This window comes from Mesorhizobium sp. B2-5-13 (assembly GCF_006440535.1).
Taxonomy (GTDB): domain Bacteria; phylum Pseudomonadota; class Alphaproteobacteria; order Rhizobiales; family Rhizobiaceae; genus Mesorhizobium; species Mesorhizobium salmacidum.
In genome coordinates this window covers 86,567-109,985 of record NZ_VFUI01000012.1, presented here as the reverse complement: position 1 = coordinate 109,985, position 23,419 = coordinate 86,567, and the positions used below count along the sequence as shown (strand labels likewise).

The 23,419-nt window shown below is 62.9% G+C and carries 25 protein-coding genes; 19 read left to right on the top strand and 6 right to left on the bottom strand.

Features of this window, described 5'->3' with window-relative positions; genetic code table 11:
• Position 1 precedes the first annotated feature (1 nt).
• Positions 2-442, top strand: a complete 441-nt coding sequence (locus FJ434_RS20260; protein WP_140751544.1) for a CopG family transcriptional regulator — start codon at positions 2-4, stop codon at positions 440-442.
• Between the two features lie 96 nt (positions 443-538).
• On the opposite strand, the gene ehuB is transcribed toward FJ434_RS20260, so the two are convergent.
• Together ehuB and FJ434_RS20250 are read right to left on the bottom strand one after the other, a co-directional pair.
• Positions 539-1,411 carry an ectoine/hydroxyectoine ABC transporter substrate-binding protein EhuB gene (gene ehuB, locus FJ434_RS20255; RefSeq protein ID WP_140751546.1) on the bottom strand — a complete coding sequence of 291 codons (873 nt, stop codon included), beginning with the start codon at positions 1,409-1,411 and terminating at the stop codon, positions 539-541.
• 259 nt (positions 1,412-1,670) lie between these two features.
• Complete coding sequence (locus tag FJ434_RS20250) at positions 1,671-2,138, bottom strand: Lrp/AsnC family transcriptional regulator (RefSeq protein WP_140751548.1); 468 nt, start codon at positions 2,136-2,138, stop codon at positions 1,671-1,673.
• 126 nt (positions 2,139-2,264) lie between these two features.
• Between FJ434_RS20250 and FJ434_RS20245 the strand changes: the two genes are divergently transcribed.
• The 3 genes from FJ434_RS20245 to FJ434_RS20235 all read left to right on the top strand — a co-directional run bounded on the left by FJ434_RS20245 (position 2,265) and on the right by FJ434_RS20235 (position 6,769).
• Complete coding sequence (locus FJ434_RS20245) at positions 2,265-4,646, top strand: transketolase (protein ID WP_140751550.1); 2,382 nt, start codon at positions 2,265-2,267, stop codon at positions 4,644-4,646.
• A 117-nt stretch (positions 4,647-4,763) separates the two neighbouring features.
• A complete protein-coding gene (locus FJ434_RS20240; protein ID WP_348640974.1) occupies positions 4,764-5,702 on the top strand; it encodes a kinase in 939 nt (312 codons plus the stop codon).
• Positions 5,696-6,769, top strand: a complete 1,074-nt coding sequence (locus tag FJ434_RS20235; protein WP_140751554.1) for a PLP-dependent cysteine synthase family protein — start codon at positions 5,696-5,698, stop codon at positions 6,767-6,769. The genes FJ434_RS20240 and FJ434_RS20235 overlap by 7 nt, the downstream gene beginning before the upstream one ends.
• Here FJ434_RS20235 and FJ434_RS20230 read toward each other — a convergent pair.
• Positions 6,764-8,101: a threonine synthase gene (locus FJ434_RS20230; RefSeq protein ID WP_246676108.1), complete on the bottom strand. Its 1,338-nt coding sequence runs from the start codon at positions 8,099-8,101 to the stop codon at positions 6,764-6,766. The two genes, FJ434_RS20235 and FJ434_RS20230, sit on opposite strands and share 6 nt — an antisense overlap.
• Before the next feature lie 127 nt (positions 8,102-8,228).
• On the opposite strand from FJ434_RS20230, the gene FJ434_RS20225 reads away from it, so the two are divergent.
• The 4 genes from FJ434_RS20225 to FJ434_RS20210 all read left to right on the top strand — a co-directional run bounded on the left by FJ434_RS20225 (position 8,229) and on the right by FJ434_RS20210 (position 10,866).
• Positions 8,229-8,489, top strand: coding sequence for a helix-turn-helix transcriptional regulator (locus tag FJ434_RS20225; RefSeq protein ID WP_140751556.1), 261 nt, complete (start codon positions 8,229-8,231; stop codon positions 8,487-8,489).
• Positions 8,490-8,652: 163 nt separating this feature from the next.
• Positions 8,653-9,381: a LuxR family transcriptional regulator gene (locus FJ434_RS20220; protein WP_140751558.1), complete on the top strand. Its 729-nt coding sequence runs from the start codon at positions 8,653-8,655 to the stop codon at positions 9,379-9,381.
• A gap of 116 nt (positions 9,382-9,497) precedes the next feature.
• On the top strand, positions 9,498-10,061 hold the full coding sequence (locus FJ434_RS20215; protein ID WP_246678378.1) for an acyl-homoserine-lactone synthase: 564 nt from the start codon (positions 9,498-9,500) through the stop codon (positions 10,059-10,061).
• 106 nt (positions 10,062-10,167) lie between these two features.
• Entirely contained in the window at positions 10,168-10,866 is a 699-nt protein-coding gene (locus tag FJ434_RS20210) for a response regulator transcription factor (protein WP_140751562.1), read from the top strand.
• Between the two features lie 82 nt (positions 10,867-10,948).
• Here the strand turns inward: FJ434_RS20210 and FJ434_RS20205 are convergent, their stop codons facing one another.
• Genes FJ434_RS20205 through FJ434_RS20195 form a run of 3 tightly spaced genes read right to left on the bottom strand, consistent with a single transcriptional unit; the run spans position 10,949 to position 13,033 of the window.
• Positions 10,949-11,725: an amino acid ABC transporter ATP-binding protein gene (locus FJ434_RS20205; protein WP_140751564.1), complete on the bottom strand. Its 777-nt coding sequence runs from the start codon at positions 11,723-11,725 to the stop codon at positions 10,949-10,951.
• Positions 11,725-12,384, bottom strand: a complete 660-nt coding sequence (ehuD, locus tag FJ434_RS20200; RefSeq protein WP_140751566.1) for an ectoine/hydroxyectoine ABC transporter permease subunit EhuD — start codon at positions 12,382-12,384, stop codon at positions 11,725-11,727. The genes FJ434_RS20205 and ehuD overlap by 1 nt, the downstream gene beginning before the upstream one ends.
• Positions 12,374-13,033 carry an amino acid ABC transporter permease gene (locus tag FJ434_RS20195; RefSeq protein WP_140751568.1) on the bottom strand — a complete coding sequence of 220 codons (660 nt, stop codon included), beginning with the start codon at positions 13,031-13,033 and terminating at the stop codon, positions 12,374-12,376. The genes ehuD and FJ434_RS20195 overlap by 11 nt, the downstream gene beginning before the upstream one ends.
• Positions 13,034-13,442: 409 nt before the next feature.
• Between FJ434_RS20195 and trbB the strand changes: the two genes are divergently transcribed.
• Genes trbB through FJ434_RS20140 form a run of 11 tightly spaced genes read left to right on the top strand, consistent with a single transcriptional unit; the run spans position 13,443 to position 23,050 of the window.
• Complete coding sequence (gene trbB / locus FJ434_RS20190) at positions 13,443-14,426, top strand: P-type conjugative transfer ATPase TrbB (RefSeq protein ID WP_140751570.1); 984 nt, start codon at positions 13,443-13,445, stop codon at positions 14,424-14,426.
• The gene (locus tag FJ434_RS20185) at positions 14,423-14,755 is read left to right on the top strand and encodes a TrbC/VirB2 family protein (protein WP_140751572.1); all 333 of its coding nucleotides are present in this window, start codon (positions 14,423-14,425) and stop codon (positions 14,753-14,755) included. Before trbB ends, FJ434_RS20185 begins: the two co-directional genes overlap by 4 nt.
• Positions 14,755-15,036: a VirB3 family type IV secretion system protein gene (locus tag FJ434_RS20180; RefSeq protein WP_140751574.1), complete on the top strand. Its 282-nt coding sequence runs from the start codon at positions 14,755-14,757 to the stop codon at positions 15,034-15,036. The genes FJ434_RS20185 and FJ434_RS20180 overlap by 1 nt, the downstream gene beginning before the upstream one ends.
• Positions 15,037-15,046: 10 nt before the next feature.
• Positions 15,047-17,497 carry a conjugal transfer protein TrbE gene (gene trbE / locus FJ434_RS20175; RefSeq protein WP_140751576.1) on the top strand — a complete coding sequence of 817 codons (2,451 nt, stop codon included), beginning with the start codon at positions 15,047-15,049 and terminating at the stop codon, positions 17,495-17,497.
• The gene (gene trbJ / locus FJ434_RS20170) at positions 17,494-18,246 is read left to right on the top strand and encodes a P-type conjugative transfer protein TrbJ (RefSeq protein ID WP_140751578.1); all 753 of its coding nucleotides are present in this window, start codon (positions 17,494-17,496) and stop codon (positions 18,244-18,246) included. The genes trbE and trbJ overlap by 4 nt, the downstream gene beginning before the upstream one ends.
• An 11-nt stretch (positions 18,247-18,257) precedes the next feature.
• A complete protein-coding gene (gene trbK-alt / locus FJ434_RS20165; protein WP_140751580.1) occupies positions 18,258-18,584 on the top strand; it encodes a putative entry exclusion protein TrbK-alt in 327 nt (108 codons plus the stop codon).
• 2 nt (positions 18,585-18,586) lie between these two features.
• Positions 18,587-19,948 (top strand): P-type conjugative transfer protein TrbL, encoded by a 1,362-nt coding sequence (gene trbL / locus FJ434_RS20160; protein WP_140751582.1) that lies wholly within the window; start codon positions 18,587-18,589, stop codon positions 19,946-19,948.
• Positions 19,949-19,952: 4 nt separating this feature from the next.
• Positions 19,953-20,642, top strand: coding sequence for a conjugal transfer protein TrbF (gene trbF / locus FJ434_RS20155; RefSeq protein WP_140751584.1), 690 nt, complete (start codon positions 19,953-19,955; stop codon positions 20,640-20,642).
• Entirely contained in the window at positions 20,639-21,697 is a 1,059-nt protein-coding gene (gene trbG, locus FJ434_RS20150; RefSeq protein ID WP_140751586.1) for a P-type conjugative transfer protein TrbG, read from the top strand. The genes trbF and trbG overlap by 4 nt, the downstream gene beginning before the upstream one ends.
• Positions 21,694-22,827 carry a TrbI/VirB10 family protein gene (locus FJ434_RS20145; protein WP_140751656.1) on the top strand — a complete coding sequence of 378 codons (1,134 nt, stop codon included), beginning with the start codon at positions 21,694-21,696 and terminating at the stop codon, positions 22,825-22,827. The genes trbG and FJ434_RS20145 overlap by 4 nt, the downstream gene beginning before the upstream one ends.
• 1 nt (position 22,828) lies before the next feature.
• Complete coding sequence (locus FJ434_RS20140) at positions 22,829-23,050, top strand: DUF2274 domain-containing protein (protein WP_140751588.1); 222 nt, start codon at positions 22,829-22,831, stop codon at positions 23,048-23,050.
• Positions 23,051-23,419 lie beyond the last annotated feature (369 nt).

The following is a 23,419-nucleotide window of genomic DNA, read 5'->3' as shown; positions in this document are numbered from 1 at the left end:
CGTGACGAGAAGCAAGAAAAAGGTGCAGATTTCCGTGTATCTCGACCCTGCCGTGATGGCATTGCTGGTCGAATACGCCGCCCGGCGCGATCGCTCGCAGTCGCTCATCGCTGAAGCGGCGATCGCCTCCTTCCTCTCTCCGGATGCCGACGCGCAACGCGAGGCGGCGATCTCCAGGCGTCTCGACCGGATCGATCGCCGGATCGCGCGGTTGGAGCGCGATGTCGGCATCTCGGTTGAAACGCAGGCGGTATTCATTCGCTTCTGGCTGGCCACCACTCCGGCCTTGCCGGAGCCGATGGCCCAGGCAGCGCGAGCCAAGGCAAGCGAGCGCTATGAAGCTTTCATTTCCGCGCTTGGCAGGCGCCTGGCCAAGGGGCCGAGCCTGCGGCAAGAAATCCCCGAAGACATCGCGCCGTCCAGCGATCCTGAACGACAGTGATGTGAGAGCCTGTCGGCGCACAGAGGCCGCCGCGCGAGCTCGCGCGGCGCGCCACCCTGTCGTGTTGATGCTGGACGGCTTCTGTTGTCGACCCGGTCAGTTGGCGGCTCCGCACAACTGCGAGGTCGTCAATCCTGGCGGCACGTTTTCGGTGGGGCCAAATCCGTACTTCGCCATGATGGTGGCAATTGTGCCGTTCGATATGACCTTGGCGAGCCCCTGATTGTAAAGGTCGCGCAGGTCGCCATCATCCTTCCTGAACGCGACCGCGACGTAGCTGATCGACTTCTCGTCGGTCGTGAATGGGTTGGCGCGTTCCAGATCGGGGCTCTTTTTGCCGGACAGCAGCCCGATCACCGTCGGGGAAGAAAATACCGCGGCGTCGATGCGGCCGGCGCGCAGTGCCGCGATGTTGGTCTCGATGTCGGGAAACTGCAGGATGCGATCCTCAGGGACGCCCTCGGCGATGGCGTTCTGGATGACGTTGCTGCCGCGGCCGCCGCCCATGATGGCGTCGGATTTCTTGGCAAGATCCGCATAGCCATGGATCGCCTTGGGGTTGCCGGCGAGTACGATCGCCGCGTCGTCCTGCCTAAGGTCGGGAGCGCCGAAGGCAACCTGCTGGCATCGCGGCGGCGTTATCGACAAGCCGGACGCCACGGCATCGAAACGCCCAGCCATCAACCCAGGGATCAACGCGCCGAACTCGGTGACCTCGAAGTCGACCTGCTTGACGCCGAGATCGGCGAACGCAGCTCTGAGCAGGTCCGGATGCCAGCCGAGCAACTCGCCGGTTCCTTCCTGCTTGTAGCCCCATGGCGAGCGGTTGTGGATGCCGATCACGATCCTCCCCTCTCTCAATACGCGTTCCTTTGTCGTTTCCGCCGTGGCCGGCAGCACGGATCCAACAATCGTGGCATAGGCGATGCAGGCCAGGCCAATGGCGACAGATCGGGCTCGAAATTTCATCGTGCAGTCCTCCCGTGAGATTGAGTTGCGCGCAGGCGTTCCCGCCGCAGCCGTTCAACGCTACGTTGAGGGCGGCCAACGCGTCAATGTAGATAAACAAAATATGTACAAAATATTGCCGACTCGGCAATGAGAGGCTCTCGCGGGTGGCGCAAGTGGAATGCATTCTGCGGGTGAAAACGCCATCGGGGTGGGTCACACGGGTGCCCGCCCCCGCTTCAGTTGCCGCCGCGATGGCCGCCGCAGAATACTCGCTCCATCAGATGGGCAGGACTTCCGAGCGCTTGACCTGACCCAGGGCGAAGCTGCTTTCGATCGAAGCGATGTTGTCCAGCCGCGTCAGCTTGTCCTTGATGAACCGTTCATAGGCCTCGAGGTCGCGCACCACGATGCGCATCAGGTAGTCGCGCTGGCCGGTCATCAGATAACAGTCGACCACCTCCGGCCAGCGCAGCACGGCTTGCGAGAAGCGGTCGAGATCGTCCTCGCGTTGCCGTTCAAGCTTGATCGACGCGAAAGCGCTGATCGGCAGGCCGAGCTTCTTCTGGTCGACGACCACGGTGTAGCCCTTGATGACGCCGGCGCTCTCCAGGAGCCTGACCCGCCGCGCGCAAGGCGAGGGCGACAGACCGACGGCTTCGGCGAGGTCGCTCGAAGTCGCCTTGGCGTTCTTCTGCAGCGCGGCGATGATCTTCAGGTCGATTGCGTCAAGCGCTGGATTTGGCATGCTTCCCTCGTCTAGTCGCCACTATTGGCTCGATCAGCCAATATCACCGATCAATTTGCGCAAGAATAGTCACATTCGGAAGATCGACGCAGGTATCGTTGAGCCGCGATTTCACAGGAGCCGACGATGACGATCCTTTCCGAGCTTGAGCGCAAGATCCTCTGGCTGGCCGTCTGGATGATCCATCATGCCAATCATCTTCGAGCGTCGACGGACGGCCTCAAGGTAGGCGGCCACCAGGCCTCGTCGGCGTCCGCCTCGACCTTGATGACGGCGCTCTATTTCAAGATCCTGAGGCCGCAGGACCGCGTCGCCGTCAAGCCGCATGCCAGCCCGGTTTTCCATGCCATCCAGTATTTGTTCGGCAAGCAGACGCTCGAACAGCTGCAGAATTTTCGTGGCTATCGCGGCGCGCAGTCCTATCCGTCCCGAACCAAGGATATCGACGATGTCGATTTCTCGACCGGGTCGGTTGGACTGGGCGTGGCGCAGACCCTGTTCTCCTCGCTGGTCCAGGATTATGTCAGGGCAAAAGGCTGGAAGACCGATCGGCCGGAAGGGCGGATGGTCGCCCTGCTCGGCGACGCCGAAATGGACGAAGGCAATATCTTCGAGGCTCTCCTCGAGGGCTGGAAGCACGGCTTGCGCAACACCTGGTGGGTCGTCGACTACAACAGGCAGAGCCTCGACGCGGTGGTGCGCGAAAGCCTGTGGCAGCGTTTCGAATCCATCTTTCGCAACTTCGGCTGGGATGTCGTCATCCTCAAGCACGGGAAATTGCAACAGGCAGCCTTCGAGGAAGATGGCGGTGAAAAGCTGCGAACCTGGATCGATGCATGCCCCAACCAGCTCTATTCCGCGCTGACCTTCCAGGGCGGCGCTGCCTGGCGCAGGCGCCTGCTCGATGATCTCGGCGATCAGGGTCCGGTCAGCCGTCTGATCGAGAAACGCAGCGACGAAGACCTTGCGGCCCTGATGGCAAACCTCGGCGGCCACGATCTGGAGAGCATCATCGATGCCTTCGAGCAAGCACGCGGGCATGATCGTCCGACCTGCTTCATCGCTTATACGATCAAGGGCTTCGGCCTGCCCCTGGCCGGCCACAAAGACAACCACGCCGGATTGATGACACCGGCGCAAGTCGACGCGCTGCGGCAAGGCATGGGAGTCCGCGAGGGCCGCGAATGGGACATGTTCGAGGGCCTCGCCCATGACGAGGCTGCGATACGGTCCTTCCTCGCGTCGTCGCCTTTCGCGGAGGCAGCCCCGCGGCGCCACACAGCCCCAGCTATTCCGGTTCCGGCGTGCATCAGCTTCGGCGCTCAGCCGTCCATGTCGACACAACAAGGTTTCGGGCTTCTGATGCACGAGATCGCAAAATCGGACAGCGACTTTGCAGGCCGTGTCGTCACGACATCGCCCGACGTCACCGTCTCGACCAATCTCGGCGCCTGGGTAAACAAGCGGGGTCTGTTCGCGCGCGGCGACCAGGCGGACATTTTCCGCGAGGAGCGCATCCCCTCCACCTTCAACTGGACGTTTGCGCCGTCGGGACAGCATTTCGAACTGGGCATTTCGGAGATGAACCTTTTCACGATGCTTTCGGCGCTCGGCCTGTCGCACGCGCTCCACGGCGAGCGCCTGCTTCCGGTCGGCACGCTCTACGATCCTTTCATCGAGCGCGGCCTCGATGCGCTCAACTATGCCTGTTACCAGGACGCCCGCTTTATACTGGCCGCGACGCCCTCCGGCGTGACACTGGCTCCCGAAGGCGGAGCGCATCAGTCGATAGCCACGCCGCTGATCGGCATGGCGCAGGACGGTCTGGCGATGTTCGAGCCGGCCTATGTCGATGAACTGGCAATCATCCTGCGATGGGCATTCGACTATATACAGCGTAGCGGCGAAGCCGAGCCTGACGACCATACCTGGCTGCGCGATCAGACCGGAGGCTCGGTCTACTTCAGGCTCTCGACGCGCTCGATCGAGCAGCCGACACGCCCGATCGAAGGTAAGCTGGCGCGCGACATCGTCGATGGCGCCTACTGGCTGCGCAAGCCCGGGCCGAACGCCGAGCTGGTGATAGCTTATTGCGGCGCAGTCGCGCCGGAAGCTGTACAGGCGCTGGGGTTGATGGCCGGCGATCGGCGCGATATCGGGCTTCTGGCGGTGACCTCGGCCGATCGGCTGAACGCCGGCTGGTCAGCCGCGGCCCGGGCGCGCCAGTACGGCCATCCACGCGCCTCAAGTCATGTCGAGCGCCTTTTGGCCGGTCTTCCGGCTTCCTGCGCCATCGTGACGGTGTTGGACGGGCACCCCGCGACGCTCGCCTGGCTGGGGTCGGTCCATGGCCACCGTACACGCGCTTTGGGCGTCGAGCATTTCGGCCAGACTGGTACGATCGCCGATCTCTATCGGCATTACGGGATCGATGCGCAAGGTATCATGGCTGCTGCGCAAGCGGTTTCGGTTGGCCGGCCGCTGAGGCACCTCGGCTCCGCCGCCTGACATCGATCTCCCGCCGGCTCGTTCGATAGGAAGCGTCAATACCGGAATTCCTTGAGGGCGGATGTCAGCCGTCGGCGCCATCCTTCTGCGCTGCGAGAAAGCGTGGGGGAGATGAAAATGGCTGGCGCCGGCGATCTTATGAGCGGTGAAACGCTGCGGTCTTCGATCGGGACGGGAGCGGCGATAGCGCATCACGGCGAACTCATCCAGGGCGTCTTCAAGGATGATGGCGGGCGCCTTCATCGCGGGCTCGTCACGCTGCCGATCGCCGGTTTGAGGTCCGAGGCCACCTTTGCCAAGAGCGACGGCGATACGGTCGTTGTCCACCCTGATCATAAGGTCAAGGCGTCGGCAGCCGCGCGGCTCACGCTCAATTTCTTGAGCGTAACCGGCGGTGGCGTGCTGACGCTTCAAAGCTCGATTCCCGTGGGGCACGGCTACGGCTCATCGACCGCGGACGTCGTCGCTTCCATTCGCGCCGTAGCCGCGGCCCTCAAGGTCCAGTTGCGGCCCTCGAGCATAGGGCGTCTCGCCGTTGCCGCCGAGCGCGCCAGCGATGCGATCGCATTCGATGAGCATGCGGTCCTGTTCGCGCAACGCGAGGGCACGGTGATCGAGAATTTCGGCGGCTCGCTGCCGCCGCTGCTTCTGGTCGGGTTCAAGGCGAATGGCGGCGTCCCCGTCGACACATTGCAGCTGCCGCCGGCGCGCTACGACAGTGCCGAAATCCAGGAATTCGGCGTCCTTCGGGCGCTGGTGGCGCGGGCGGTTTACCTTCAGGATCCAAATCTTCTCGGACGCGCCGCCTCTGCCAGTGCGGTGATCAGTCAACGGCACTTGCCGAAACAGGGTTTCGAGGAGGTCGCCGAAATTGCCAGGCGAGCCGGAGCGTGCGGGGTGCAAGTCGCCCATAGCGGCTCGTTGTTTGGTCTGATTTTCGATCTTCTCGCATCGAATCTGAAGCGACGGGCAGCTTTGGTCGCGCAACAGATAAGACGCGCCGGCTTCAAGGAAGTCGAGGTCCATCTGGTCAATGCGGAGGGCTGGACATGGTGACCCTCGGAGTTGACTATTTCAGGGACCTTGAGACCCCGCGCCTTGCTCGCCTGGCGCCAAATCTAGTGGCGGCGGCTTTTCCGTTGATGAAGCTGATGCCGGCCCGCTACATTCTGGATCGGGCAGCGTCGAATGGCGAACTGAAGGCAGGCTCCCACATTGTCGAGACGACGTCCGGCACGTTCGGCATGGCGGTGGCGCTGCTCGCGGCGGCGCGTGACTATCGCCTTACCCTCGTCACCGCTTCAACGCTTATCGATGCCAAATACAAAGCCCGGCTGGAGCGCATCGGCGCGACGGTCATCGCACTTGATGATCCGCGCGGTGACGGCAATCAGCCTGGCCGGCTTGAGCGCCTGCAGCAAATCCTGGCCAAGGAGCCGGAGGGCTTCTGGACCCGCCAATACGACAGTCCGGGAAACTGGCTCGCCTATGCGCGGCTGGCTGAACTTTTCATCCGGGCAGTGGGAAAGATTGACTGCCTGGTCGGCTGCGTCGGCACAGGCGGTTCGCTATGCGGCACCGCGTCTTTTCTGCGAACGGTCTTTCCCCATCTGACGGTGTTTGCCGTCGATACCCATCGCAGCATTCTGTTTGGGCAGCCCGTCGGCAAACGCATGCTGCGGGGCTTGGGCAACAGCGTTCTGCCGAAAAATGTCAGGCATGAGCTTGTCGACGAGATCCATTGGGTCGGCGCCTATCCGGCGTATCTGAGTGCGCACCGTTTGCTGCGCGAGCACGGCATCTTCATGGGGCCGACCAGCGGCGCCGCCGCGTTGGTCGCACAATGGGTTGCAACGACCCTTCCGGACGCACAGGTCGTGGTCATCATGCCTGACGAAGGCCATCGCCATGCCGAAACTGTCTACAATGACGACTGGCTTGCGACCTTGCCTGGCTGGCCCTGCAAAGAGCCGTCTGAGCCGAGGACGCTGACGACAATCGCACCGGCCGCAGAGACGCAATGGACTCGCTTTCTTTGGCTGCGCCGCCGTCTCGACGATGTGCTGGAGACGCAGGCAACAAGTGAGGTGCCGTCGGCTATTGGTGCGGTCGACAACCTATAAGGCGAGATCCAGCCCGCTTTTGTCGAGCCAGCGCCAGGCGTCTTCCGTCGTCTGGAAGATCTGATCGTGTTCGTTCGTTCCAGTGGACCGATCGAGGTCCTTGAGACCGCTGGCGGTCACAACGGCCACGACGCGGTCTGCGGCTGCGATGATCCCTTGATCCCTCAACGTGGATATTGCGATCAGCGGTGTGACCGACGCCAGTTCGGCAAAGATCCCTTCGTCCCGCGCAAGGCGTTCCTGCATTGCGATCAGGCCGCGATTGTCGACGGGCACTGCGTGCCCGCCGGATTCGCGCAGAGCCTTCAAAGCCTGGAAGGTGCTGCGTGGCGTGCCGATCGATACGGCGAGGCTGTCGAAGAGCATCTTGCGTTCGCTCAAGGCATCGGCGCCGCTGGCGAGAGCGTCCGCTAATGACCCGTGCACCTCCGCGGCGACGAGCCGGGGCAGCTGCGTGATCGTCCCTTGCGCGTACAACTCGCAAAAGCCCGCCCACACGCCCGACAATGCATCGCCATAGCAGACCGGCAGGACGCACCAGTCCGGCGCCGTGCCATTCGATTGCTCGACGATCTCGTAGGCGATCGTCTTGTAGCCCTCTATGCCGAGTGGATGGCTGCCGACGACCGGACCGTGATAGGGCGAGGCAATGAACCAGTCATAGCGGGCAGCCGCCTGGTCCAGCAGGGACCATCGGTCCATTTTGTTGACCAGGGGCAGCACGGTCGCGCCATATTTTCGGATCTGCGCCAGCATCGCGCCGGCCGACCCGGCGAAGGTGGTGACAACGCACTTCAGCCCGGCTCTAGCTGCGTAAGCCGCCAGCGAAGCGCCGGCGTTGCCAGAGGAGGCGGTCGCGATGATCTTTGCGCCACGCGCCCGCGCCACGCTGACCGCGATGGTCGAGAAGCGGTCCTTATGCGACCAGGTCGGGTTTCGGCCTTCGTCCTTGATTGCGAGGTTGGGAACACCGAGAAATGCGCCGATGCGCGGCGCCGCAAGCAACGGCGTCAAACCCTCCCCAAGGCTCACTGCATCCGCGGCTGTGCAAGGCAGCATATGCGCAAAACGCCATAGCGAGCGCAAGGAGGTGGCACCGTCCAAGGGATGAGGAGGAGGATCGGCATAAACCGGCCGAAGATTTGCGGGTGCGGTTTGCTGACACCGCGCGCATCCCTTGGAGTCGATGATGACATCGGCGGGGTAGGAAGCATCGCATCGGATGCAGACGAATTCCAGGACCCGGCTTTCTTCCGTTCTGGGTCGGCTAATCTCGCCAGAGGAATGCACTTGTACGTTGTGCGCGAGGTCGCGAAACGGCCGGCTCGACATGGCTATTCCTGTGTCAGGAAACGATGAATTCGCTGGTTGTTTCAAACAGCCAACCGCACCGCTGTCAATGCGGAATGTGCACTATAGTGTGTCGCACCATAGTGCGCGTCGTAGCATCCGTTGTTCAATGAAACTGCGCGGCGTTTTTGGTTTGAACGTGCAGCGGCTACGGAGAGAAAGAAGACTGTCTCAGGAGCAGTTGTCTTTCGTTTCGGGCCGCACGCGAGCCTATATCAGCAGCGTCGAGGCCGGTCGGCGCAACGCCACGCTGGATACAGTCGAGATCCTGGCGAAGGCCTTGGATGTCGAGCCGCAAGAGTTGATCGCGGCCGTTCCATCGAAGGCTGTGCGTGTGACGAAACAAGGGGTTGCGAAGTCGACTGAATGAAGGCTCACATGTTCTTTCGAGATATTGAACGCCCGCTTTTTGTCGACTTTAGCCGTCTAATTGACTCCTGCAGTGTACATTCGCTCTAGGTCCCATTGAAGAACGTGGAGACGCGCATAAGTTGTGGCGCGGCGTGCGGCTTGGCTTTTGTCGAGGTCTGCCAATGCAGAGCGAAGGTGTTGCTGATCTTTTCGTAGCAATCTCAAGGATCGACACTGCGCGGTCAACTGATGCAATCCTGCAAGAGTTTCGCTCCATCATGGGGCGGTATGGATTGCGCAATTTTCTGATCACCGGCCTGCCGGTGCCGCACGACGCGGACTGGCAACGCGAGATCCTGGGCGACGGATGGCCTCCCGAATGGTATTTTCGATATGTCTCGGAGCAGCATTTTCTGCATGATCCTTGCGTAGCGCAGTGCCGGCACTCGCCACAGCCCTTCCTGTGGGGCGACCTTCCAGCCGCAAGACTGTTTAAACGCGCAAGATTGGTGATGGACGAGGCGGCGGAGTTCGGGATGAAACAAGGTATCTGCGTCCCGGTACACGTCCCGCTGTCAGGTCCCGGCGTGGTCACCGCCGCGAGTGACCGGATTGAATTCCCGCCGAGCGCCATGCCCTTCATCGAGACGCTCTGCGTACATACGTTCCGGAGCCTTTCAGCGTTAGGAACACCTGGCGGGGGAGATCAGCCCACGCCATTGACGGCGCGCGAGCGCGAACTTCTGGAGTGGAGCGCACAAGGCAAATCCACCGAAGACATCGCCTGCATCCTCGGCGTCACCAGAAACACGGTCGAGAGCCATCAACGCAACATACGAGGAAAGCTCGACGCGATCAACGTGTCCCATGCCATCGTCAAGGCGCTGCGACGGCAGGAAATCCAGATTTAACAATACCTGAATACCGTCATACGTACGGAAAGTCCGTTTTCCTACGACCTCCGCCTGGAGGCGTCATGGTTCGTGTGCACTTGGTCACCTGGGAAAACAGGAAGCAGTATAGAAAAGTGCTGGAGCGCTATTTTCGCATCCGGTACGACATTTACGTCAAGCACAGACGATGGCGCGCCGTCGCCCGGCCCATCAACATCGAGATCGACGCCTTCGACAACGAGCATGCGGTTTATGTTCTGGCGCTCGATACCAACGGCAAGATCGTCGGCGGCTCCCGTCTTGTTCCGACGCTGGAGCCGCATCTGATGAGCGAGGTCTTCCCAGTTCTCGCCGGCGGCACGCCTCCGAGAGCGGCAGACATTTTCGAATGGACGCGTTTTTTTGTCGTTCCATCGCTTCGCACGCACGGAGCGTCGTCGCCGATCGCCGGCTTTGTTCTGTGCGGTCTTCTTGAGACGGCCCAAAGTCTGGGGATTCGACAGATCAGCGTGGTGTGCGAAACATTCTGGCCGAAACGCCTGCGTGCGCTTGGCTGGACACTTTTCGAGCTCGGCAACTCTCTCGAGCATCCGGATGGCGACATCATCGCGCTGCTTATCGATGTAACCCCTGAGGCTATCGAGCAGACGCGCCGCGCTTATGGCATCAGCGGCGTCATACTTGCAGACAAAATCTAGGATGATACCCACCGGGAGCTAAAAGTTCGCCCGCCAGGGGATATTGTCTCGCGCCCACTTGCGCGGTAGTCAGCCCTATGATGCACCGAATTCGGTTGATCGACTCATGACGCCGCTGGTCCTGATCTCTTCGAAGGACCCGGATTTCTTTCTGGTTTACGGGCACATCCTTTCGGTGGCAGGCTTCGAAGCCCGGCTGATCACGGCAGACACGAAGATTGCCCCCGCCATCAAGGCGGCGGCGCCGCTTGCCGTCATCCTGGACTGTCATGCGGGCGACCGCGCAATCGCTAAGCAATGCCTGGCGCTGAAGTCGGACGAAGCGACAAAAGCAACGCCCCTTGTCGGCTTGGTTGCGCCTCGTTCCGGCAAACTGCACCTGGACCTTATCAAAGCGGGCGTCGACGAGATATTTTCGCGGCCGTTTGCGCCCGAGCAGCTTCTGACCTGGCTGCATGGCAAGGCAGGGGTCGCGAAGCACGCGCGGGAAACCAAGACAGGGGATCTGGTGCAGGGTGATTTCCGGTTGGAGCGACAGACCCACCGGACATTCTTCAAACAAAAAGAAATCGTCATGCCACCGATAGAGTTCAAACTGTTGCGCAGCCTTCTGGCGCAACCTGGAAAGGTCTTCAGCCGCGAGGAACTGGTCGCGACCGCATGGCCTGAACACGCCGCCGCAACCGATATACGGGGTGTTGATGTTCATATTGCCAGGTTGCGCAAAAGGCTTCGGGCATCTGTGGGAAGCGACGTGATCCGGACGGTCCGCTCTGCTGGTTACGCATTCGCGCCGGACTGGTAGTCCGCGCGGCGATTCCGGCGTCGATCCAATTGTCATGTCGGCGATCGCGCCGGTTTGCGTGCGCGGTTCACAGGATCAGCTCTCAGTGGCTCAGGATGGTATCCAGGAACCGCCTGGCGCGCGGATGAGCGGCTCTAGAGAAAAAATCACTGGAAGACGCGTGCTCGACGATGCGGCCTTCATCCATGAAAACGACCTCATCGGCGACTTCGCGCGCAAAGCCCATCTCATGCGTCACGCAGACCATGGTCACGCCGCTTCGCGCCAGCGCAACCATGACGTCGAGCACTTCCTTGATCATTTCCGGATCGAGAGCCGAGGTGGGTTCATCGAACAGCATGATGCGGGGATCGAGACAGAGAGCGCGCGCGATCGCCGCTCGCTGTTGTTGACCGCCCGACAGCTCAGCCGGATAGGCCCGTGCCTTTTCGGGGATGTGCACCGCGGTCAGATGCCGCATGGCGATCTCTTCGGCCTCGTGCGCCGATTTCAAGAGGACCCGGCGCAGCGCCAGCGTGCAGTTGGCAAGCACGGTGAGGTGAGGGAAGAGGTTGAAGCTTTGGAACACCATGCCTGTCAGCCGGCGCGCCGTCGCGGCATCGCGATCGGTTTTTCCCAGACTTCTCCCTTCGAATTCTATCGTGCCCTTTTGGAAACGCTCAAGACCGTTGATGCAGCGAACCAATGTCGACTTGCCGGACCCGGACGGCCCGCAAATGACGACGCGTGCACCCGCTCCCAAGGTCAGATCTATGCTTTTCAAAACGTGCACGGCACCGAACCACTTGTTGAGGCCGTTGATCCGCACGAGGGGGACGGATTGAAGCGTCGAAGTCGGAAGCGCGCGCCGGTCGAGCATCAGCGGCGCCCGCTCGCAAGAAGGAGCTTCTCGATGCGCTTCACTCCATATGAAATGATCAGCGCCAGGGCGAGAAACAGAACGCCGGCGACGGTCAGCGGCTCCGCATAGCGATAGGTCTCGGAAGCGATATCGAAGGCGCGCCCGAGCATTTCCGGCACGGCCAGTATCGCGAGATAAGGCGTCGCCTTAAGGATCGAAACCAGGTAGTTGCCCAGCGGCGCGGCGATGTTGCGCAGCATTTGGGGTGCGATGACGAACATGACCGTGTCGCGGCGTGTGAGCGACAAGGCTCTGGCTGCTTCCTGCTGGCCCCTCGGGATAGCGTCGATGCCCGCCTTGAACACCTCCGCCAGATAACCGCTGTAATACAGGCTTAGCCCCAGTATGCCCACCGTCATGGCGCCAAGCCGGATCCCATAGAAGGGCATGACGAAGTAAAGGAAATAGAGCCAGGCCAAGACCGGCGTCGAGCGGATGAAGTCGATAAGGAAGCGCACGGCGAGGCCAGGCGCACCGCCCCCGCGGCGGATCATTTCGAAAGCGAAGCCAAGCGCCGACGCACCGAGGCAACTCAAGACCGTGGCGAGCAGGGTAGTCCCGATCGCACCGATAATGGTCGGGATTGTCGAGAGCGCGAAGTCGAGGTCAAATCCCACGGGGCGTTCCTCTTTCGGGGTTGACCCGCGCCTCGAGCCAGCGGCCGGCGAGCGCGATCGGATAACAGACGACGAAGAACGCCAGCAGCAGCGCCGAATAGATCGCCACCGGGTCGTATTCGGTCTGCGAGATTTCCTTGGCGCGGAAGGTCATGTCCGTCAGCGTGACCAACGAGACGAGGGAAGTCGCCTTGACGAGCTGAATAAGGTTGTTGACGAATGTGGGACTCATGGCGACCAACGCCTGGGGCAGCTCGATCAGAAGCAGGATCGCCGGGCGCGAGAGGCCGAGCGCCATGCCAGCCTCGCGTTGGCCGGCAGGAAGAGATTGGAGCCCGGCCCGCACCGCTTGGCTGGCATAGCCGCCGCTATTGAGGCCGAGCACCAATGCACTGACGGTCATTGCCGATAGAGTGACCCCCATGACCGGCAGAACGTAGTAAAAGACGAAGAGCAGGACGACGACCGCTGAACTGCGCCAGAATTCGATTATTGCGGTGACCAGAAAGCGCGTAAAGCCGGTGGTCAGAAACTGGGCCACGCCGAAAACAAGCGCGAAGGGCACTGCGAAAACCAAGCCATAGGCGGTGACCGCTGCCGTTATCCGCAGTCCTTGCAGGATCCCAAGCCAGATGTCTAGCATGCTCATGACGCTTCACCGCCCTTTGTCGTCAAGGGCGCGGCGTTGCGACTGTCGGGGCCCTTCGAGCATATTTGGAAACGACCACTTGGCGCCGAGTCCTCGGGACCGAACCGCATGACAATCCTCCGCGCCGTGGAAAGGGCGATCGCCGCCACTGCCAGGCGATCTCATAAACCCGGTGGGAGTCCGGTGTCAATAAACATGTACATATGATTGCTGAAGTTTATATTCCGCCGATCTTGGAACGCCCCGATATGCCGCCATAAAGCTAACTGACCTCGGCGCCGCCGTTCGGCGGTTTTTGCTCGCTGCGCTACGACGGCAGTCGAAAGCTGTTGAATCCGGCCGCTCCAGGCTTTTCTTGCTCATCCCGACCGGGAGCTGCTCGACGAGTTCCCGATCCAACGGGGACAGGATGGCTATCTCGCACAACGATACCGAAGGACGCGCGCGCAGCTCCCGTATGCTGCGCACCGCGCTCGGACCCGCCATCGCCCGGTTCCTGGACGATCCCGCGATCGTCGAGGTCATGCTGAACCCTGACGGCCGGATCTGGGTGGATCGGCTTTCTGAAGGTTTGGCCGATACGGGGGAAATGCTCGCGCCTGCCGCTGGCGAGCGGATTGTGCGTCTGGTCGCCCATCACGTCGGCGCCGAGGTCCATTCCCGGTCACCGCGGGTCTCAGCCGAGTTGCCGCAAAGCGGCGAGCGTTTCGAAGGCCTGCTGCCGCCGGTGGTCGCCGCGCCGGCCTTCGCGATCCGCAAGCCCGCGGTCGCCGTCTTCACGCTCGATGACTATGTCGCGGCGGGCATCATGACTTCTGGCGACGCCGCTGTCTTGCGCGCCGCGGTTGCGGGCCGCGCAAACATTCTCGTTGCCGGCGGCACGTCGACGGGCAAGACGACCCTGACCAACGCGCTGCTCGCCGAAGTGGCGAAAGGGACGGACCGGGTCGTCATCATCGAGGACACCCGCGAACTGCAATGCGCGGCCCCCAACCTCGTCGCGATGCGCACCAAGGATGGCGTCGCCACGCTTTCCGACCTGGTTCGTTCCTCGCTGCGCCTGCGGCCCGATCGCATCCCCATCGGCGAGGTGCGCGGCGCCGAAGCGCTGGACCTGCTCAAGGCCTGGGGCACCGGGCATCCCGGTGGCATCGGCACCCTTCATGCCGGCTCCGGTATTGGCGCTCTGCGCCGACTTGAACAGCTGATCCAGGAGGCCGTCGTCACTGTCCCGCGTGCGCTGATCGCCGACACGATCGGCCTTGTCGCCGTGCTCGCCGGACGCGGCGCGGAGCGACGGCTTGTCGAACTGGTCCGGGTCGAGGGTTTGGGGCCCGATGGCGATTATCGCATTGCTGAAGCTACCCCGATCAACACAGGAGAGATTTCATGACCCGCCTGCTTTCGCGCTGCCGCGCCGGCCTGGCCGCGGCCAGCGCCGCCATTGCCTTCAACCTCATGGTCGCGCCGGTCGCCGTTGCGTCCGGCTCCTCGATGCCGTGGGAACAGCCGCTCGAGAAGATACTGCAGTCGGTTGAGGGACCGGTCTCCAAGATCATCGCCGTCATCATCATCATCGTCACCGGCCTGACGCTGGCCTTCGGCGACAGCTCAGGCGGCTTCAGGCGGCTGATCCAGATCGTCTTTGGCCTTTCGATCGCCTTCGCGGCATCAAGCTTTTTCCTTTCGTTCTTCTCGTTCGGCGGTGGAGCGTTGATCTGATGACAACCGGATTCGAACAGCTCGACACAGTGCCGGGGTGGACGGTGCCCGTGCACCGGGCGCTGACCGAGCAGATCCTGCTCGGGGGCGCGCCGCGTGCAATCGCGATCCTGAATGGCACGTTGGCGGGCGCCGTCGGTCTTGGGCTGCGGCTCTGGCTGGTCGGTCTTCTCATATGGGCTATCGGTCATTTAACGGCGGTGTGGGCCGCCAGGCGGGATCCGCTTTTTTTCGAAGTCGCACGCCGGCACCTGCGGCTGCCCGGGCATCTGTCGGTTTGAGGGCGCCGCTATGATGAGCCTCGCCGAATACCGCCGGACTGCTGCTCGCCTTGCCGACTTTCTGCCTTGGGCGGCACTCGTCGCCCCCGGGGTCGTGCTCAACAAGGACGGCAGCTTTCAGCGCACCGCGAGGTTTCGCGGACCCGATCTCGATTCCGCCGTAGCGGCGGAACTTGTCGCGGTGACATCGCGCATCAACAATGCCTTTCGTCGTCTCGGCTCGGGCTGGAGCATCTTCGTCGAAGCGCAGCGGCACGAAGCGGCTTCTTACCCCGAAAGCCAGTTTCCCAACGCGGCCTCCGGCCTGCTCGATGCCGAGCGCAAAGCCGACTTCGACGAGGAAGGGGTTCACTTCGTATCGAGCTACTTTCTGACATTCCTCTTCCTGGCGCCGCCCGCGGACGCCACGCGCGCCGAAGGCTGGCTTTATGAGGGTCGCGACCAGTCGGGCGCGGATCCGGGCGAGATCGTCCGCGCTTTTGTCGACCGGACTGAGCGCGTGCTGTCCCTGCTCGACGGGTTCATGCCTGAGTGTCACTGGCTCGATGATGGCCAAACGCTGACCTACCTGCATTCGACCATCTCGACCAAGCGCCATCCGGTGCGCGTCCCCGAGACCCCGATCTATCTCGATGCGCTGCTGGCCGACGAGCCGCTCGCCGGCGGGCTCGAACCGCGGCTTGGCGACAAGCATCTTCGCGTGCTCACCATCGTCGGCTTTCCGACCGCCACGACACCCGGCCTGCTTGATGACCTCAATAGGCTGGCCTTCCCGTACCGCTGGTCGACCCGCGCGATCCTGCTCGACAAGGTCGACGCTGTCCGCCTTTTGACCAGGATACGGCGGCAATGGTTCGCCAAGCGCAAGAGCATCGCCTCGATCCTGAAGGAGGTGATGACCAATGAGGCATCAGCACTCCTCGACACGGACGCCGCCAACAAGGCGGCCGACGCCGACACCGCGTTGCAGGAGCTCGGCGCCGACATGGCTGGCATGGCCTATGTCACCGCCACCATCGCCATATGGGATTGCGACCCGCGCGTGGCCGACGAGAAACTGCGGCTTGTCGAGAAAATCATCCAGGGCCGCGACTTCACGGCCATTGTCGAGACCGTCAACGCCGTCGACGCCTGGCTCGGCTCATTGCCCGGGCACGCCTATGCCAATGTCCGTCAGCCGCCTATCTCGACGCTCAATCTCGCCCACATGATCCCCCTTTCTGCCGTGTGGGCGGGGCCGGAACGGGACGAGCATCTGGTCGGTCCTCCCTTGCTTTACGGCAAGACCGAAGGTTCGACCCCGTTCCGGTTGGTTCTTCATGTCGGCGACGTCGGTCACACGCTGGTCGTCGGCCCGACCGGCGCCGGCAAGTCGGTGCTGCTGGCGTTGATGGCGCTGCAATTCTGCCGCTACCGCAACACTCAGATCGTCGCTTTCGATTTCGGCGGCTCGATCCGCGCGGCGACGCTCGCCATGGGCGGCGACTGGCACGATCTCGGGGGTCATCTCACCGAAGGCATGGATGCTTCCGTTTCGCTGCAGCCGCTCGCCCGCGTTCATGACACATACGAGCGCGCCTGGGCGGCTGACTGGATCGTCGCGATCCTGACGCGCGAGGGCATCCAGATCACCCCGGACGCAAAAGAGCATATCTGGGCGGCGCTGACCTCGCTCGCCTCGGCTCCGGTCGAGGAGCGCACCATCACCGGGCTCAGCGTGCTTCTGCAGGCCAATGACCTGAAGCAGGCGCTTCGGCCCTACTGTGTCGGTGGCCCGAACGGCCGGCTGCTCGATGCAGAGGCCGAACATCTCGGGCAGGCATCCGTGCAGGCGTTCGAAATCGAAGGTCTGGTGGGCACGCAGGCCGCGCCGGCCGTCCTGTCCTATCTGTTTCATCGCATCGGCGACCGGCTCGACGGTCGTCCGACCCTGCTCATCATCGACGAAGGCTGGCTTGCCCTCGACGATGACGCGTTCGCAGGGCAGTTGCGCGAATGGCTGAAGACGCTCCGCAAGAAGAATGCCAGCGTCGTCTTCGCCACGCAGTCGCTCTCCGACATCGACAATTCGGCTATCGCGCCGGCGATCATCGAAAGCTGTCCAACCCGGCTGCTGTTGCCCAACGAACGCGCGATCGAGCCGCAAATTACCGCCATCTATCGCCGCTTCGGCCTGAACGACCGCCAGATCGAGATCCTGGCGCGAGCCACACCCAAGCGCGATTATTACTGCCAGTCCCGTCGCGGCAACCGTCTCTTCGAGCTCGGCCTGTCCGAGGTCGGGCTGGCACTTTGCGCCGCGTCCTCGAAGAGCGATCAGGCGCTGATCGGCAGCATCATCGCCGAGCATGGCCGCGACGGCTTCCTGTCGGCCTGGCTGCGTGCCCGCGACGTCGGCTGGGCCGCCGACCTCATTCCCGACCTCACCGTTCCCGAACCTGAAAAGGACTCCAAACCATGACTATTCGTCAAAGCCGCCGGCGCGTCCTTCTTCTGGTCGCGTCGACGCTCGCCACGCCGATCGCGCCGATGATGACTGCGCCAGCACATGCCTTGATCGTGTTTGATCCGTCGAACTATTCCCAGAATGTCCTGACGGCTGCGCGCTCATTGCAGCAGATCACGAACCAGATCACCTCGCTTCAGAACCAGGCCCAGATGCTGATCAACCAGGCGCGCAACCTCGCCAGCCTGCCTTTGTCATCGCTGCAGCAACTGCAACAGTCGGTACAGCGCACGCAACAGCTTCTCGGCGAAGCACACAACATCGCCTTCGACGTCCAGCAGGTCGACAAGGCATTTCAGCAGCAATACAGCAGTGTTTCGCTCTCTGTTTCCGACCAGCAACTCGTCACGGACGCGCGCTCGCGCTGGCAAAACACAGTGGGCGGTCTCCAGGACGCAATGCGCGTCCAGGCGGGCGTCGTCGGAAACATCGACACCGGCCGCGCGCAGATGTCGGCGTTGGTCGGCGCCAGCCAATCGGCGATCGGTGCGCTGCAGGCGACGCAAGCTGGCAACCAGTTGCTTGCGCTCCAGGGCCAGCAGCTTGCGGACCTGACCGCCCTGGTAGCCGCCAATGGTCGCGCCCAGGCGCTGAGCGAGGCCGAACGTGCCGCCGCGGTCGATCAGGGCCGTGAGCAACGCCGCCGCTTCCTGGCGCCTGGCTCTAGCTACCAGGCCGGCTCGGTCCAGATGTTCAACCGCTGAGGTCGATGGCCATGGACGGCAAAACCCTTGCTCGCCTCGTGGCCATCGTGTTCGTCGCCGTCGCCATGACGGCGACGGCGCTCGAGATGAGCCGGAAGGAAGACAAGCCGGTGGGGGAGGGCCCGCACACACCGGCGGCCTCGGTGCCGAATCCGCTTCCCGATGGCCTGCGCCGCTGCCAGGCCCTCGGCGAGGCTGCCCTGCGTGAGGATGGATGTGCGCGGCTGTGGGCCGAACAGCGTAATCGCTTCCTCGGTCTCGAAAGGCCGTCGGGGAGTTCGCTAAGCGAGCCCGCCGCTTCGCGGTCGCCGGATGCTCGCCCCCACGAGGCTCGATAGACATGGGCAATACCGGCGTCATCGACCAATTCCTGGCCACCTTCGCCCGCTATATCGACAGCGGTTTCGGCCTGCTCGGCGGCGAGGTCGCCTTCGTCGCCACCACGCTGATCGTCATTGACGTGACACTTGCCGCGCTCTTCTGGAGCTGGGGCGCCGATGACGACATCCTCGCGCGGCTGGTCAAGAAGACGCTCTTCGTCGGTGTCTTCGCCTATCTGATTTCGAATTGGAACAGCCTCGCCCAAATCGTCTTCGAGAGTTTCTCCGGCCTTGGGCTCAAGGCGAGTGGAACCGGCTTCTCGGCACAGGACCTGCTGCACCCGGGCAAGGTGGCGCAAACCGGCCTCGACGCCGGACGACCATTGCTTGAGGCGATCTCCGGTTTGATGGGCTACATCTCCTTCTTTGAAAACTTCATCCAGATTGCTTGCCTGCTCTTTGCCTGGGCGCTCGTCCTGCTCGCCTTCTTCATCCTGGCGGTGCAGCTCTTTGTGACGCTGATCGAGTTCAAGCTGGCGACGCTGGCCGGCTTCGTGCTGATCCCCTTCGGCTTCTTCGGCAAGACGGCCTTCATGGCCGAACGCGTGCTCGGCAACGTCATCTCGTCCGGCATCAAGGTTCTGGTGCTTGCCGTGGTCATCGGCATCGGATCGACGCTCTTCGGCGAATTCACCCAAGGCTTCGGCGGCGAGAGCCCCACCATCGACCAGGCCATGGCGATCGTGCTGGCGGCGCTGTCGCTGCTTGGCCTCGGCATCTTCGGTCCTGGCATCGCCAGCGGCCTCGTCGCGGGTGGACCGCAGCTCGGCGCCGGTGCGGCCGTCGGGACTGGCCTTGCGGCGGGCGGCATCGCAGTTGCAGGCTACGGAGCAGCCAGCCTCGCGACGCGAGGCGGGACAGCCGCATTCGCGGGGGTGGCGTCGGCCGCGCGTGGCGGGACGTCACTCGCTGGCGGCGGCTCGGCTGCCTATACGCTCGGCGCCGCCGGCCAGTCTGGCGTGGTGGGCATCGCCTCCGGCCTGGGCGGCATTGCGCGCGCTGGCGCTTCGGCGGCAGCCTCTCCACTCAAGCGCGCCGCCGCAAACGCCGGTCAATCGCTTAGCTCGAGCTTCGCCACTGGCGCCCGTTCGGCCGCTGAAATCACCGGCGGCTCGTCGACCATGGGAACGATTGGCGGCGCCGCTGCGTCAACCGCGTCCGGCGTGGGCAAGCCATCCAGCACTCAAGGACAGCCCGAATGGGCCAGACGCTTGCATCGCTCTCAACGCCTCGCCCACGGCGTCCAGACCGCCGCCCGCGCGGTGCGCGCCGGTGACAGCCATGGCGGCGGAGCCTCGATTTCTCTTTCTGAAGGCGAATGACGAAATGAACATCTTTAGGCGCCCCGCCGTCCATTACGGCAAGAGCCCTCGACCAGAAACCCCCTATCAAAAGGCGGAGCAGATCTGGGATGAACGCATCGGCTCCGCACGCGTGCAGGCACGCAACTGGCGCGCCATGGCGTTCGGGTCGCTCATCCTGTCGGCGGGGCTCGCCACCTCGCTGGTCTGGCAGTCGGGCCGCGGCACGGTCGTGCCGTGGGTCGTGCAGGTCGATAAGCTCGGCCAGGCTCAAGCGATCGAGCCCGCAACCGCCGACTATAAGCCGACCGATCCGCAGATCGCGTGGCATCTCGCCCGCTTTATCGAGCAGGTACGCTCCATCCCCGCTGACCCGATCATCCTGCGCCAGGACTGGCTGCGCGCCTATGATTGGACCACCGACCTGGGCGCGGCGGCGCTCAACGACTATGCGCGCGCTGCGGATCCTTTCTCCAAGGTCGGCAAGCAGCAGGTCGCAGTGGACATTTCGTCGGTCATCAGAGCCTCGCCGGGCTCCTTTCGTGTCGCTTGGATCGAGCACCACTACGAAAACGGTCAGCTTTCAGGCACCGAGCGCTGGACCGCGATCCTGACGATCGTGACGCAGATGCCAAGCGACGCCGAACGGCTTCGCGCCAATCCGCTCGGTATTTACGTCAACGCCATCAACTGGTCGCGGGAGATGAGCCAATGAGCCCGACATCGCGTCTTGTTGCCCGCACGACTTTCCCAAGATATCTGCTGTCGGCGCTGGTCTCGGGGACGACGCTGCTTGCGGGTTGCGCCACGCCTGCGAAGAAGCCGCCGAAGATCAGCTACGATACCTATGTTCCGCCCTTGCCGCCGGCTCCAGCCGCCGCGACCGACCAACGGCCGAAACCTCTTCGCGTGCCACCAGGTTGGGCGCCCGCGAGAGGCGGCGCCATCGGGGAAACGCCGGCCGCCCGTGTCGAGAATGCAAACGCCGCGGCGCGCGTGGAACCGCGCCGTGAGGGCTACTACAACGCGATTCAGATCTACCCATGGAGCGAAGGAGCGCTCTACCAGGTCTACGCCTCACCTGGCCAGATAACGGACATCGCGCTTGAGCCGGGCGAGAGCCTGACCGGAGAAGGTCCGATCGCGGCAGGTGATACCGCGCGCTGGATCATCGGCGACACCGAAAGCGGGTCCGGCATTGCTCGACGGGTCCACGTCCTGGTGAAACCCTCGCGCGCGGACATCACAACGAACCTTATCATCGCCACGGACCGGCGCAGCTATATGCTTGAGCTACGCTCAGGCGCGAAGCCCTACATGCCCGCCGTTGCGTGGTCCTATCCGGCTCTGAAAGCGGGCCTCCTGCAGACGATCGCCGCGACGCCGGTCATACCGGACGTTACGGTGCGCAACTATCGCTACGGCCTCACCGGCGACAGCCCGCCCTGGAAGCCGGTGAGCGCCTATGACGATGGCCGCAGGGTCTATGTCGAGTTTCCGCGCGGCATCGTGCAAGGCGAGATGCCGCCGATTTTCGTCATCGGTCCGGACGGCGAGGCTGAAATCACCAACAGCCGCGTCTATCAAAACATCCTCATCATCGACCGCCTTTTTGGTGCGGCCGAACTGCGTCTTGGCGCAGGCAAGCGGCAGCAGACGGTCAGGATAGTGCGCGTCGACAGAAGAAGCGATGGGTTGTGGCGGGGCCCAAGCGACAGCGCCGCGGCGGAGCTGCCGAACGCAATGCACAGGGGAGCGCTGCAGCCATGAACGAGAAGAATATGGCCGAACCCATGCGGCTTCGCGCCGACCCGCCGCGTGTAACGCGTCTATCGCGCAAGATGCTCGCAGGCATCGGCTTCGTCGCCTCGCTCGGTGTCGGCGGCGCGCTGATTTACGCTCTGCAGGAGGCCAGCACATTCAAGCGGGGCGAGGAGCTCTACCCTACCTCCAATCGGCCGCCCGCCGACGGGTTGGCAACACTTCCGCGCGACTATGCCGGCCCGATCCTTGGGCCGCCGCTGCCTGGCGATCTCGGCAGGCCGATTCTCGATGCGCAGAACAAAGGGCAAGCCATGGCGCCCCCATCAATCGCAAGTCCCGCGATCGACGAAGCCGAGCAGCGCCGGCAAGCCGAAGAGGAAGCGGCCAGAACCTCGCGCGTGTTCTTCCAGACAGCGCAAGGAGATTCCAGGACCGCCGAAGCGTTCGCTCCTGCTGTTAGCGATCTTGCCGGTCAATACGCTCAGCCAAATGCGCAGGATCGCCAGCTTTCCTTCCTGTCCGCCGCCGCTGACCGGCGTACCGTGGCCCCGGATCACATCACCCCTCCCGCGTCGTCCTATGTGCTTCAAGCCGGTGCCGTGATCCCGGCCGCGCTCATCACAGGTATCCGGTCGGACCTTCCCGGGCAGATCAGCGCCCAGGTGACCGAAAATGTTTATGACAGCCCCACCGGCCGCTCGCTGCTCATCCCGCAAGGCACTCGAATTGTTGGGCAGTACGATAGCGGGATTGGTTCTGGGCAGCGCCGCGTGCTGCTTGTCTGGAACAGGCTGATCTTTCCCGACGGACGCTCCATGGTGCTGGAGCGGCAGCCTGGCGCGGACGCTCAGGGCTATGCCGGCCTAGAGGATGCCGTCGACTATCACTGGGGCGAGTTGTTCAAGGCCGCGGCGTTGTCGACCATTCTGAGCGTTGGCGCGCAGGCCGGTTCTTCTGATCAAGACAGCGATATCGTGCGGGCTTTGCGTAGCGGCGCTTCCGAAAGCGTCAGCCAGGTAGGCCAACAGGTCGTTCAGCGGCAACTCGCTATCGCCCCGACGCTCACGATCCGGCCGGGGTTTCCCGTTCGCGTCCTCGTCACCCGCGACCTTGCCCTTGAACCATACGGAGGTTGACATGGCCAAGTTGAAACTTGCAACGATCGCCGACGACAAGCCGGTGAAGATTACGGTGGAACTGCCGGCGCCTCTGCATCGCGACTTGGTGAAATACGCAGAGATCCTTGGGCGCGAGACCGGGCGGCCATCTGCCGATCCATCACGCTTGATTGCGCCGATGCTTCAACGGTTCATCGCAACGGACCGCGGCTTTGCGAGAGCGAAGAAGGAAGAGGCTTAGACCGAGCTTTCCTATGCCCGACGACCGGCGAGCGTGTTGGAGCCGGGACGCCGATAGGATGCGCTCCTGTCGATGGCTTACGGCCACTTTAGGCTTGAACGGCCAAATCGTTCGCTATCATGGACCGGTCATGGCGTTGCCCAGCTTTGATCAAGGTCAAAGCGACGCCGCTCGATCCGCCGTTACCTGCTGGCAATGGGAATGAAACGATCGGACGGCGCTGCAGCGCTCGGCTGATCCGGCTTCGGAGAAATAAATGATCCTGCATAACGGCACACCGGACTTTGAGGGACATGGATCAAGAAGAATGACAGCTCTGCCATCCAAAGGTGTATGTTGCCAATCTATTTTAGATAGAGCTAAATGAAG

What these genes read in the sequence shown, in the direction of transcription:
- ehuB (WP_140751546.1), bottom strand. Translation starts at nt 1,411, where the DNA reads ATGAAATTTCGAGCCCGATCTGTCGCCATTGGCCTGGCCTGCATCGCC.
- FJ434_RS20250 (WP_140751548.1), bottom strand. Translation starts at nt 2,138, where the DNA reads ATGCCAAATCCAGCGCTTGACGCAATCGACCTGAAGATCATCGCCGCG.
- FJ434_RS20245 (WP_140751550.1), top strand. Translation starts at nt 2,265, where the DNA reads ATGACGATCCTTTCCGAGCTTGAGCGCAAGATCCTCTGGCTGGCCGTC.
- FJ434_RS20240 (WP_348640974.1), top strand. Translation starts at nt 4,764, where the DNA reads ATGGCTGGCGCCGGCGATCTTATGAGCGGTGAAACGCTGCGGTCTTCG.
- FJ434_RS20235 (WP_140751554.1), top strand. Translation starts at nt 5,696, where the DNA reads ATGGTGACCCTCGGAGTTGACTATTTCAGGGACCTTGAGACCCCGCGC.
- FJ434_RS20230 (WP_246676108.1), bottom strand. Translation starts at nt 8,101, where the DNA reads ATGTCGAGCCGGCCGTTTCGCGACCTCGCGCACAACGTACAAGTGCAT.
- FJ434_RS20225 (WP_140751556.1), top strand. Translation starts at nt 8,229, where the DNA reads ATGAAACTGCGCGGCGTTTTTGGTTTGAACGTGCAGCGGCTACGGAGA.
- FJ434_RS20220 (WP_140751558.1), top strand. Translation starts at nt 8,653, where the DNA reads ATGCAGAGCGAAGGTGTTGCTGATCTTTTCGTAGCAATCTCAAGGATC.
- FJ434_RS20210 (WP_140751562.1), top strand. Translation starts at nt 10,168, where the DNA reads ATGACGCCGCTGGTCCTGATCTCTTCGAAGGACCCGGATTTCTTTCTG.
- FJ434_RS20205 (WP_140751564.1), bottom strand. Translation starts at nt 11,725, where the DNA reads ATGCTCGACCGGCGCGCGCTTCCGACTTCGACGCTTCAATCCGTCCCC.
- FJ434_RS20195 (WP_140751568.1), bottom strand. Translation starts at nt 13,033, where the DNA reads ATGAGCATGCTAGACATCTGGCTTGGGATCCTGCAAGGACTGCGGATA.
- trbB (WP_140751570.1), top strand. Translation starts at nt 13,443, where the DNA reads ATGGCTATCTCGCACAACGATACCGAAGGACGCGCGCGCAGCTCCCGT.
- FJ434_RS20185 (WP_140751572.1), top strand. Translation starts at nt 14,423, where the DNA reads ATGACCCGCCTGCTTTCGCGCTGCCGCGCCGGCCTGGCCGCGGCCAGC.
- FJ434_RS20180 (WP_140751574.1), top strand. Translation starts at nt 14,755, where the DNA reads ATGACAACCGGATTCGAACAGCTCGACACAGTGCCGGGGTGGACGGTG.
- trbE (WP_140751576.1), top strand. Translation starts at nt 15,047, where the DNA reads ATGATGAGCCTCGCCGAATACCGCCGGACTGCTGCTCGCCTTGCCGAC.
- trbJ (WP_140751578.1), top strand. Translation starts at nt 17,494, where the DNA reads ATGACTATTCGTCAAAGCCGCCGGCGCGTCCTTCTTCTGGTCGCGTCG.
- trbK-alt (WP_140751580.1), top strand. Translation starts at nt 18,258, where the DNA reads ATGGACGGCAAAACCCTTGCTCGCCTCGTGGCCATCGTGTTCGTCGCC.
- trbL (WP_140751582.1), top strand. Translation starts at nt 18,587, where the DNA reads ATGGGCAATACCGGCGTCATCGACCAATTCCTGGCCACCTTCGCCCGC.
- trbF (WP_140751584.1), top strand. Translation starts at nt 19,953, where the DNA reads ATGAACATCTTTAGGCGCCCCGCCGTCCATTACGGCAAGAGCCCTCGA.
- trbG (WP_140751586.1), top strand. Translation starts at nt 20,639, where the DNA reads ATGAGCCCGACATCGCGTCTTGTTGCCCGCACGACTTTCCCAAGATAT.
- FJ434_RS20145 (WP_140751656.1), top strand. Translation starts at nt 21,694, where the DNA reads ATGAACGAGAAGAATATGGCCGAACCCATGCGGCTTCGCGCCGACCCG.
- FJ434_RS20140 (WP_140751588.1), top strand. Translation starts at nt 22,829, where the DNA reads ATGGCCAAGTTGAAACTTGCAACGATCGCCGACGACAAGCCGGTGAAG.